Source organism: Chitinophaga parva, assembly GCF_003071345.1.
GTDB classification, from domain to species: domain Bacteria; phylum Bacteroidota; class Bacteroidia; order Chitinophagales; family Chitinophagaceae; genus Chitinophaga; species Chitinophaga parva.
On the sequence record NZ_QCYK01000001.1, the window covers coordinates 1,995,791 to 2,007,399 of the forward strand.

8 protein-coding genes are annotated in these 11,609 nt (G+C 53.7%); 4 read left to right on the top strand and 4 right to left on the bottom strand.

From position 1 onward, the window contains the following. Positions 1-108: 108 nt before the first annotated feature. The 4 genes from DCC81_RS08405 to DCC81_RS08420 are packed head-to-tail and all read right to left on the bottom strand — an operon-like array spanning position 109 to position 6,550. Positions 109-1,074: a DUF5007 domain-containing protein gene (locus DCC81_RS08405; protein ID WP_108686093.1), complete on the bottom strand. Its 966-nt coding sequence runs from the start codon at positions 1,072-1,074 to the stop codon at positions 109-111. 23 nt (positions 1,075-1,097) lie between these two features. Further along, the gene (locus DCC81_RS08410; RefSeq protein WP_108686094.1) at positions 1,098-1,787 is read right to left on the bottom strand and encodes a hypothetical protein; all 690 of its coding nucleotides are present in this window, start codon (positions 1,785-1,787) and stop codon (positions 1,098-1,100) included. Positions 1,788-1,805: 18 nt separating this feature from the next. Further along, a complete protein-coding gene (locus tag DCC81_RS08415; protein WP_108686095.1) occupies positions 1,806-3,278 on the bottom strand; it encodes a RagB/SusD family nutrient uptake outer membrane protein in 1,473 nt (490 codons plus the stop codon). Between the two features lie 20 nt (positions 3,279-3,298). Further along, positions 3,299-6,550, bottom strand: coding sequence for a SusC/RagA family TonB-linked outer membrane protein (locus DCC81_RS08420; RefSeq protein WP_108686096.1), 3,252 nt, complete (start codon positions 6,548-6,550; stop codon positions 3,299-3,301). An 856-nt stretch (positions 6,551-7,406) separates the two neighbouring features. On the opposite strand from DCC81_RS08420, the gene DCC81_RS08425 reads away from it, so the two are divergent. The 4 genes from DCC81_RS08425 to DCC81_RS08440 all read left to right on the top strand — a co-directional run bounded on the left by DCC81_RS08425 (position 7,407) and on the right by DCC81_RS08440 (position 11,551). Next, the gene (locus DCC81_RS08425) at positions 7,407-8,594 is read left to right on the top strand and encodes a DUF1624 domain-containing protein (RefSeq protein WP_108686097.1); all 1,188 of its coding nucleotides are present in this window, start codon (positions 7,407-7,409) and stop codon (positions 8,592-8,594) included. A gap of 120 nt (positions 8,595-8,714) precedes the next feature. Further along, positions 8,715-9,749, top strand: a complete 1,035-nt coding sequence (locus DCC81_RS08430; protein ID WP_165806488.1) for a metallophosphoesterase — start codon at positions 8,715-8,717, stop codon at positions 9,747-9,749. Positions 9,750-9,813: 64 nt separating this feature from the next. Then, complete coding sequence (locus DCC81_RS08435; RefSeq protein WP_108686099.1) at positions 9,814-10,380, top strand: RNA polymerase sigma factor; 567 nt, start codon at positions 9,814-9,816, stop codon at positions 10,378-10,380. 52 nt (positions 10,381-10,432) lie between these two features. After that, on the top strand, positions 10,433-11,551 hold the full coding sequence (locus tag DCC81_RS08440; protein WP_165806489.1) for a FecR family protein: 1,119 nt from the start codon (positions 10,433-10,435) through the stop codon (positions 11,549-11,551). Positions 11,552-11,609 lie beyond the last annotated feature (58 nt).

Consider the following 11,609-nt stretch of genomic DNA (forward strand, 5'->3'; position numbering starts at 1 on the left):
AAGGTGTTAATTAATATTGTTTTAATGTGGGATGGGCTAAGAGAAAGGCCGCCCCTGTGAGGAGGCGGCCTTTGCTAAAATACCACGTCAGAAAAAATATAGCGGGTGCTAGATATGCCGGCAGTGTTGCATTTTCACGGTCACATTGTAAGTGCCTTCCTGGTAAATATTAAACTGGAAGCGGGGGTTGGCACTGTAAATATGCGCCGTGGTGGGCGTGTAGCCTGCATCAAAGGTGACGAACTGGCTGGGAATACGGTAATAGATCAGGTAGCCGTAAGTGCTTTGCTGCAGCGGGAAAGGCGTGGTCTCAAAGTTACACGTCATGGTGGAGTCGGTATACACCAGCGGGTGGAACTGTGCATAGGTTTGAAAATCGCTGCGGTCGCCGCGGCGGATGATCTCACCTTTTGCCGGGTTGAAGGGCTTGCCGTCTGAGCCTATTATTTTCAGGTTCACCAGCGTGCCTTCGTTGGCTACGCGTTCAATGGTCACCTGGGGCACCCCGATGTCGCCATTGTCATTCGTGCCATCCTGGAACCAGGCGGCGCCGCCATCGCCCACGTGATAGGCGGGCGTGTCTACCAGGGTGAAGGTGGCAATGTTCTTGAACACCTTGGTGCCATTCTCATTGCTCGCAGAAATGTCGAATTCATAAGTGCCCAGTGGAATGTTTACTGACGTGCCGTAAAAAGTGAAGGCCCCGGTATGCTGATCAAACCCGTATACCGTGGAGTTTACCAGTTTGCGTTTTTGGTTCAGCAGGTCTATGGAAGTATCCGTCTGTGCATCAAAGAGAGATGTCCATTCGTAGTGATCATACTTTTGATCCAGGGCATCTGCGTGTTTGTGGGTGGCTGCATCCCGGATATCCAGCAGTTTGTAAGTAACGGGTGCAGATGATCCGTCGTTGGACACGGCATTGGTCTGCTGGATAAGACCACGGCCTATGCGGATGGGATTGTCTATGTAACGGATCTGGTCACTCAGGTACCCATTGGTTACCTTCTTGCATCCGGTCGCCGCCGCCAGGGCGATGAGGGCGCATCCGAAGTATTTTATGCTGCTTTTCATATTTGTTCAGGTAAAGTGGGTGATCAATTGTATTGGTTCTGGAAATAGGTCCAGGTATGCTGGTTGGCCAGCACATGGAGCACGCCCGTGGTGGTGATGATGCCGCTGGTCTGGCAGCGGGTTTTCAACAACTGGTCGTCCTGCAGTCCGCCGATGCCGGTAGAATCCGTGGGGATTGTTTCCCCCGGGCTGTTTGCAATCATCTTGTTCAGGTACAGGATCATCGGTGCCTGGGTAAAGATGTCGTTCGTGTAAGAATAGTCCGGCACCAGGTTCACGAGGCGCAGTTCACCGTCGTTTGCTTTGAACAGGCGGCCCGCGGTGTTCTGGTCTGCATTCAGGATGCGGTCCTTGAACAGGTAAGCGCGCAGGGAGTCTTTCAGTACCTGGTAGTCCAGTGAGTCAAAGGTGTACACCAGATTTTCATCATTCAGCTTGGTAGCCAGGTCCTGCTTTTTCAGCTTGATGTAGTTGTCTATGCTATAGTCAGACACGGCAAAGAAAGTACCCGCGCTGTTTACCTCGTCCTTCAGGTTGGTACGGTCTATCAGCAGTACCAGCGTGTCAAACAGGGGATTGGTCTTCAGGTAATCGTACGTGGTCATGTTCACGTGCGGGTCCAGGATGGTGCCACCTTCCGTATAACTTCTTTTGCAGGAAAAGATCGTCACAACAGCCATTGCCAGGAGGGGCAGGAATATTTTATGTTTCATGTTACGGCGTTTAAAGATTTAGAGTTTACCTCTCCAGTAGGGTGTTTGCACCAGGGTGGGATCGTCCTTGAACATATTCGGGTCCACGGGCCAGAGCCAGCCGGCGGCAGGAGAGCCGTTGCTGAACTGGTCAGACGGGAAGTGTTCGTTGTATTGCGGCAGTTTTTTGGTGCGCACCAGGTCGTAGTAAGACTGGCCTTCAAAATACAATTCGCGCAGGCGTTCTTCCAGGATGTCGGTATCCAGGTCCCCGCTGCCGTCATTGTCTGCCAGGCCCGCTCTTTCACGCACGGCGTTCAGCAGGGGCAGGGCTTCTGCCTTGCGTCCCAGCGCGCTCAATGCTTCTGCACGCAGCAGCATAATATCTGCAAGGCGGAAAATGGGCAGGTTGTTGCTCATGCGCAGGTCACGGTCGGAGAGCTTGGCAATGTTGGAGTACTTGATGATCTGGCCACTGCCGTCATTCTTCGGATAGTGGAAGAAGTCGCGGTAGCGCACGTCTGCAAGGGTATCTTCATCCGGCCACAGTTTGTTGATATAGCCGGTATTGGTCCACCATTGCAGCCCGTCTTTGTTGGTGATGTAAGGATCTTCCATCGGGTAAGCGGGGATGCCGTAGTTGCCATAGTAATCATAAATGGCAATGCCTTCATTCTGCCCGTCATTGATGTTGATCTCGAAAATGCCTTCCATGCTTTTACCCTGGAATACCAGTTTGTAGCTGGAAGAATCCAGCAGGTGGTAGCCACCCTGCGTGATCACGGCGTCTGCGGCTTTCTCTGCACCGGCATAGTCGTGGCGCCAGGCGCGGATATGGGCTTCCAGCGCATAGGCGCTGCCTTTGTTCGCACGTACGGCCCGGTCGTTTTCGACAGTGTAGCCCCAGTCCAGCAGCGATTCTGCTTTGGCCACATCCGCCAGGCACTGGTCCAGTACGGAGTCTGCGGGGCTTCTGGGAATATTCTTTACCGTGGTGATATCCAGGTCCGGCTGCAGTTTCAACGGCACATCGCCCCAGATGCGGCTCATATAGAAATAAGTATAAGCGCGCAGGAAGTAGCCTTCCCCGATGATATGATTTTTCTTTTCGTTGATAAACTGCGCATCCGGGATGCCGGGCACTTTATCAATGATCAGGTTTACCTGCTGGAGGATCTGGTAATACTGTTGCCAGTTCCAGTTACTGCTTTGCACATTGAGGCCGGTGAACTGGCCGGATACGATGGGGGAGTGCCACACATCACCATCACATACAATGTCGCCGGAAGGGATGTCGCCGTAGGTGTGCCAGCTGAAATCGTTCAGCAGCACGCGGCGGAGCAGTGAGTAGGCGCCTGCATTGGCCGTGCGTGCGTCCAGTTCTGTTTTAAAATAAGCGTCTGTGAAGGTGGAGTTATGCGGTTCCTGGTCCAGTATCTTTTTACAGGAACTGGTCCCTGCCACCGCTGCAGCCAGCGCTATACCTATGCTGTATAAAATAAGTTTTTTCATTGATCCTTGTTTTGTCATGATTAGAGACTGATGTCCAGGCCCATGGTGTATTTCTTGGGAATGGGGTAGCCACTGCCGCTATACACGCCAAAGGCATTCACTTCTTCTGCATCCGGTACATTGCGGGATGCCTGCCAGATGTACACGTTATCCAGCATGGTGTAAATGCGGATGCGTTTCATGTGCAGGTGGTCCACCACACGGGAGGGCAGGGAATAAGAAAGGGATACGTTCTTTACCCGGAAGTAATCACCCTTTTCCAGCCAGGCAGAGCTTACCGCGGCATACTTGTAGCGGGTACCGGACACGGAGCTCAGGGAAGGATATTGTGCATTGTCGCCCGGGTTCTGCCAGTAGTTGATACCGGAGAGGTCCGGCATGGCGTGCATGCTCAGGGAGTGGTAGGGATTGGAGTTACCATCATCCGTGGGCACCAGCTGGGAAAGTTTGCCGGCCAGGTAATCATTGTAAATGGTGCGGCCTGCGGTGAATACGCAGAAGATGTTCAGGGTAAAGCCCTTGTAGCTGAATACGTTGCTCAACCCCCCGCTCACTTTCGGGTTCGGATCGCCGGCAATGATGTAATCTGTGTTGTCCAGTACACCATCGCCATTGGTATCCTGCCAGATGGGATCACCCCCCTTGAACGGATAGCCGTAGAACGCAGAAGGCTGGGCCGTTACCGGGTTAAAGGGAACGTCCTTATCTGTTCTATAAATGCCGGTTTGCTTGAACACGTTGTAGGAGTTCAACGCATGGCCTCTTCTCAGCAGGTATTTATCCAGGTAGATATCGCGGCCGCCATTGGGCAGGTCTGTAACGATGTTGTCGTTATGAGACAGGTTCAGGATGGTCTGCCACTGGAACTTGTGCTGGGGACGGAAGTAGTTGGCGATGAACTGGGCTTCCACGCCGGTGTTGCGGATGCCGATTGCATTGGCCGTAACGGTGGAATAACCCGTGGTTACCGGTACAGAGAGGGTGAAAATACCGCCGGTGGTCTGCTTCACATAGGCATCGCCTACAAAGTTAAAGCGGCCGTCCAGCAGGGTCACGTCCAGGCCCACGTTGTATTGTTTTGTTTTGGCCCAGCTGAGTTTATTGTTGGTCAGGCCTGCATTGTAGTTCAGTGCCACGGAAGGAACACCATTGTAGGTATAAGCCATGTTATTGCCGGTCACTGGGCTGCTGGAGCCACTGAAGCTACCGTTGCCAATATCATAGGTGTTATAGGCCAGATACATGTCGCCACCATCCGGCTGTGCACCGTTCACACCAAAGCTGCCGCGCAGTTTCAGGAGGGTAAGCCAGTTGGCGTATTGCTTCATGAAAGGCTCGTCGCTGATGATCCAGCCCACAGACAGGGAGGGGAAATAGCCCCACCGGTTGTCCGAACCAAAGCGGGAAGATGCGTCTGCATTAAATACACCAGACAGCAGGTAGCGGTCCTTGAAAGAATAGTTAGCGCGCAGGAACCCGGTCTGGATGCCGCTTTGCAGCAGGTCTGTGCGGGTATCTGCCAGGTTTTTATCCACCACGGTCACCGTGTGGATCTGGTCATTGGGAATGCCAATGGCAGAAGCCTGCGTCATGCGGTACTGGCTGTATTCCGTATTCTGGCCTACCAGCACATTGAAGTGATGGTCTTTCCCGAACGCGGTGGTGTACTGCAGCGTATTGTACATCAGGTAGTAGAAGGAGTTATCCTCGAAGCTGGTGGCTTCACCGGTACCATCCCTGCGCACGGTGCTGGGGATGTAAGTATCGCGGCGGCTGTTGCTTATCGTGTAAGACAGCGTGGTGTTAAAGCTGAAATGTTTGGAAATGTTCCAGTTCAGGATAGGGCTGATGGACAGGTTGTTGTTCACGTTACCATCTGTGCTCTTACCGGAATCACCGAAGATATATTCCTTGTTGGCCGGTGTCAGGTACAGCAGGGAGGTAGGCAGGTAGCTGTTTGCATAGTAGCCGCCGTCAAATGCGGCATAGCTGCCGGTAGACTCATTCATGGAACGGGGACGGTCCAGGCGGTAGTAGCGGATCTGCGTATTCAGCGTGAGGTTCTTGGCAAGATTAAGGCCAATGCTGGAATTAAATGCGTAGCGCTTCAACCCTGATTTTTTAACGATGCCTTCTTCATTGTAGTAATCCAGGCCATAGCGGTAGGTCACTTTATCGCCGCCACCGGTAAAGGACAGGTTGTAATCTCCCACATAACCGGTCTGGTACATCTGGCCCAGGTAATCGTTGGCATTATTAAATGCAGTGTTCAGCGAATCTGTCAGGATCTGGGGAATATCCTGGAGATTATCCCAGTTGCCGTAGTGATTGATCAGCGCCATTTTTGCGCGGCGTTCCTCTGCACCGATCACCACTTTATCGAGGTGTGGTCTTTCCGTGAAACCGTGATAGGTGGTGAAATCCACCTTGGTACGGCCGGCCACGCCTTTCTTCGTGGTGATGATGATCACGCCGCCTGCGCCGCGTGAACCGTAGATGGCAGAGGCGGAGGCATCTTTTAAGATGTCGATTTTTTCAATGTCATTGATAGCAATACCCGCCAGTACGTCTGTGTTGGTACCGTCGCCATAGGCAATGGCCGCCAGGTCTTCCGTGCTTTGGGGCACACCGTCTATCACGTAGAGGGGGCCACTCAGTGCACGGGCCAGGGAGGCGCGGCCGTTGGGATCGGCCATGTTGCTGTTGATGTTCCGGCTTACAGCCGTGTTACCGCGCATTACCACGTTGGAACGCACACCCGGTTCACCGGAAAAGTTCTGTACGTCCAGCCCCGGTGCACGGCCCTGCAGCAGGGCGTCAAAGGTGGGAGTGGGGATGTCCTGCATTTCTTTCGGGTTCACCGAGGTCACCGCCGCTGTCACATTCCTGCGGGATGTTTGCTGGTAGCCGATCACCACCACATCGTTCAGTTGCCGCTGGTCCAGTTTCAGCAGGATGGTGAGCTGGGCCTGGCCCTGGTGTGCTTTTACAGTTTGCGGTACATAGCCAATGCAGCTGAAGGTGATATTGGCGCCTTCGGAAGCTTTTACGCTGAATGCACCTTCTGCATTGGTCACTGAGCCGCCTTTGGTGCCGGACACCGTTACCGTTACGCCAATCAGTTGGTTGCCATCCTTGGCGTCTTTAACCACGCCAGTAATATTTAAAGGCGGTCCCTGGGCTACCACCCGTAGCGTGGTGGCACAGAACAGGAGGATCGTTAAGAGCATAAAGCCCCAACGATGGCTGTTTTTGGTAAAATTAACAGTCATGAAATTGTGTTTTGTGTGCTGAAATGAAAAGACGAGATACGTTTAGAAAAATGGTTGAGTCATTCGCTTGTTGATTTGTTGATGGTTGTTTTTGCGCGCCTGCTGGTCTGATAAAGGCATACAATCTTCCGTTGGGGGGAAAGGGCTTTTGTAAGCATTCCCTACATTGATTTTTTGGCAATAAAATCCCCTGTCCCAGGCAACTGTTTTTTAACTACGACCTGCGTTGTGGTAAATGCATAACAATCCTGTTCACCTGCCGACATTATTTTTTTGACGGGCGGGTGTCTTGTGCATGCATGGAAAGCCTGATCACAGGCCGCACTGTAATTCTTGGCAGCGGGCTGCGACGCGTTGCGGAAATATGTTCTTAATATAGGCATAGCAGCGTGAAAGGCGCGCCAGGCCTGGAATACGGCATTGTAAACTGCAATACTGCCGTTCAGGAAAAAACTGGTTGAATGTTAATGGAACCCGTCAGTGGTCTGCTGGTCCTACGCTAATGATATGCGATCCGGTTGATAATTCTCTTTCTGGTTCTACATACGCTACGGTACTGTGGTGCTACCGTTCTCTCTCACATAACAAACGTAGGTAATATCCAAGATTAATGCAAGTGAATTTAACAAAATTTTCTAAAAAAAATCGATTTAGCAGATGGATATCGAGGACGGGGCGCAGTAAAAAAACGATTTAGCTAAAATAAGTAGTAACAACAATAGCCTGCATTAACGCAAAATGCGGGAAAAATATCCAGTGGGGGTAAAATCCGCACAGGCCCGCCTGCGCTGGCTTTGCAACGGGAAATGTCGCCCACATTCCCTAGCTTTACAAAGGGCACATCCCGTCCACCACAATGCAGCCACTTTCCGCAACCCCATCCACGCGTTACCGTTCGGTAGATATACTGCGCGGTCTTATCATGATCATCATGGCATTGGACCATGTACGCGATTTTTTTCACAACAGCAGCATCAACCCGGTAGATCCCGCGGCGACCTATCCCGCCCTGTTCTTTACCCGCTGGGTCACCCATTTCTGCGCGCCTGGCTTCCTCTTCCTGTCCGGCGTATCAGCCAGCATAGCAGGGCAGCGCCGCACCCCCACCGCCTTGTCCGTTTTCCTGGCAAAGCGCGGCTGCTGGTTGCTGGTAGTGGAAATGGCGATCATGACCCTTGCCATCACCTTTGACCCGCTTTATCACCTCATCATCTGGCAGGTGATCTGGGCCATCGGCTGGAGCATGATCATACTGGCATTGCTGCAGCCCCTGGGACGGCCGGTGGTAGCAGCCGTGGGCTTCATACTGCTGCTGGGACATAACATCACGGACCTGCTTACCCTGCCCACAGCAGGTGGCCTGGGCACCTTCCTGCGCGTGGCGCTTACCTCCAGCGGCAGCATAGTGCAGATAGGCCACCAGCGCTTCCTGGATCTCTATGCCGTGCTGCCGTGGACAGCCCTCATGCTCCTGGGCTTTGCCTGCGGGCAGTGGTGCTGGAACGCCGGCGTGCAGGTACTTACCCGCCAGCGCCGCCTGCTGTACATGGGGCTGGGCGCACTGGCATTTTTCGTGGTGCTGCGCGCCGCTAACGGCTATGGCGATCCCCAGCCCTGGAGCCACCAGGCCGAAGGCTGGCGCACCTTCCTGTCGTTTATCAATGTAAACAAATACCCGCCCTCCCTGGCATACAGCACACTTACCGTGGGTGCCCTGCTGGTGGGCCTGAGCCTTGCAGAAAGGATGAACACCGCGTTTACCCGCTTCCTGGAAGTGTACGGCAAGGTGCCATTTTTCTACTATGTGCTGCATTTTTACCTGGTACACCTGCTCTGCACCATTGCGTTCTTTGCCACGGGCGGCACCTTTGCGGAGGGTACCAGCGGGAACCTGCTATTTGCCTTCCGCCCCGCTGACTGGGGCTTTTCCCTGGGCGTAGTGTACGCCGTGTGGGCCCTGGTGATCGCGCTCCTGTACTGGCCCTGCCGCAGGTTTGGGCAATACAAGGCCACACACCGCCAGTGGTGGCTCAGTTATCTGTAGATTTTTGTATTTTGGCACTTACTGGAAGAAAACCAACATCCCTAATACAGGCCCTGCATGCATTTATCCTGGCGCACTGCCTGCGTGAGCGCAGTTTTTACTATCTTGGCCCATCAAGCTATGGCACAAGATTCAACACAGACAACCAACGACGGACCTTACGTTTTTTATAAAGACATCCACCTGCACGTGCAGTACCTGAAAGACAGCACCGTGCGCACCGATACCATGCTGGCCGATATGAAGAACGGCCTTTCCCTTCCCGTACAGTTCAGCGACCGGCCCAACTGGGATTTTGAAGTGCCCTTACAGGCAGCACTGCAAAGCCCGCCCGTGGAATACCACATGCCGGACAAGCTCTTTATCGTATCCGATATTGAGGGCGAGTTTGGCGCCTTCCGCACGCTGCTGCTGGCCAATAAGATCATCGACGAACAATATAACTGGACCTATGGCAAAGGCCACCTGGTGATAGCCGGCGACCTCTTTGACCGGGGCAGCACCGTGGTGGAATACCTTTGGCTGCTGTATAAACTGGAGCAGGACGCCGGCGCGCACGGCGGCATGGTGCACGTGATCCTGGGCAACCATGACATCATGAACCTGAGTGGCGACTTCCGCTACGTGCAGCCCAAATACACGGCCCATGCAGCTTTGATGGAGCGTTCTTACCAGGACCTGTTTGATTCCCAGACGGAACTGGGCCGCTGGCTGCGCACCAAGAATATCATTGAGAAAATAGGAGACCTGCTTGTACTGCATGGGGGCGTATCGCAGGAGGTAAACCAGCAAGGTCTGGCCTTAGCAGATATCAACAACCGTTGCCGCCCGTACTACGCCACGCCCCACGCGCAGGCACCGGAGCACCTGCAACCCTTCCTGGGCCGCACCGGCATTTTCTGGTACCGCGGCTACTTTGCCACACCCAAGGCCAGCATGGAGCAGGTAGACAGTACACTGCGCAGCTATGGTGTACAGCACATCGTGGTGGGCCATACTATTGTGGATTCCGTGGTGACCACGCATTATAACGGGAAAGTGATAGCCGTGGATGTGAACCAGCACAACGGGGAGCACCAGGCGCTGATGGTGGACCGCGGTAAATACTACCGGGTGGATGAACACGGGAACAGGGAGTTGCTGAAGGAAGAGTAATGAGCTGCACCTGCGATTTCGACAACCCTGGAAATTGTTAACCGGAAATTATTATTTTCCCCCCATGGACGAAGATAACCGCCTGTATTGGGAGCAGGTCCGCCAGGGTGACAAAGCGGCGTTGTTTGCGTTGTACAACAATACCTACTTCCATTTGCTGCGCTTTGGACTGAAGTGCTGTGCGGATGATGAACTGGTAAAGGACTGCGTGAACCAGCTGTTCCTCAGCCTGTGGGACAAGCGCACGCGCCTGCCCGAGGTGGAGCAGGTAAAGGCGTATCTTTTTACGGCACTGCGCCATGCCCTCATTGACCAGCATCACTACCAGGCCCGCCAGGGCGCCGCAGCCCGTGATATGGCCATCGAGGGCGATCACAGTGAACTATCCTATGAAGAGATCATCATCCGGGTACAGCATGATGAGGAGCTGAAACACCGCCTGCACCTTGCCTTACAACAACTTACCCCCCGCCAGACGGAGCTGATCCGGCTTAAATTCTTTGAAGGCCTCTCTTATGAGCAGATCGCCGCCCAAACGGAACAGACCATTAAAACCGCCTACAACACGGTGTACGACGCCATTAAAACCCTGCGCCAGGCCTTACTACAGCCGGGCGGAAAAAAAAGTTGAGATTTTTCCGGGAAATAGCCGCCCATTTACCGTCAGTATAAAAACGATGACGATGGATTACTCCCAATACCGCATAGAAGATTTCGCGTGCGACGAAAGCTTCCAGGCCTCGTGTACCGGCGCAAACCCGGCACAGGTGCTGTTTTGGGAAGAATATGCCCGGGCGCATCCCGAACAGGCGGCCGTCCTGGAGGAAGCCCGCCACCTGGTAACGATCCTCTCCGCCAGGCAGGGCAACCGCCTGGAGCAGCTACAGCAACTGCGCCAAGGTATGGCGCAGCAGGCAAAGTTGCAGGCATTGCTGGGTAAAGCGATTTCACCTGGAGCAGCTGTATCCGGTGAAACGGTCACGCCCGCAGCTGATGCATTCCGCGAAGCGGCCACCACTCTGCGCAAACCCGCCGGCAGCCGCTATCTGTGGATGGCCGGTGCAGCCGCTGCCGCCACACTGGTGCTGCTGATTACCACTTTTACTTTCCGTACGCAACATGCGCATGCAATAGCCAATACCACTTTTAGCGCGGGCAGCCTGCCCCGTAAAACTGTACTGCTGCCCGATGGCTCTGTGATCACCCTGCGCACCCAGAGTAAAGTGACGCTGGACACAGGTTTTAACCAGAGCAACCGGTGCCTCACCCTGGAAGGGGAAGCCTTCTTTGATGTGCAGCACGCAGCCGCCCGCCCTTTTGTGGTGCATACCCCGCATGCAGATATCACAGTACTGGGCACCCGCTTTAATGTAAGCGCTTATCCCGGCAAGGCCACAGAAACGGCCCTGTACCGCGGCCAGGTATCCGTGCAGGCACAGGGCGCCGCACCAGTGGTACTCTCAGCCCATGAAAAACTGGTGGTGGGTAATGGGGCGCCTACTGCCCCGCAAAAGAACATGCCCCGCACCGTACCCCTGCAAATGCAGTACCATGGCGGGAACGCAGAGAATGCCTGGGTCCACAACCGGTTGGAAATTGAGAACGAATCACTAAAAGATATCGCCGCACGGCTGGAAAAATGGTACGGCATTCCCATCGTATTTGAAGACAATGAAGTGCAACAATACAGATACAGTGGAACATTTGAGAGCGAGAGTATCGTAGAGGCCCTGCAGGCTTTGCAGCTTTCCTATCATTTTAATTTCACAACAAACCAGGATCAGATCGTAATAAAGAAGTAACAGTCACCTGTAAATCAAGTCAACCAAGTCACTGACGCCTGCCCATAAAAAAGCAGGG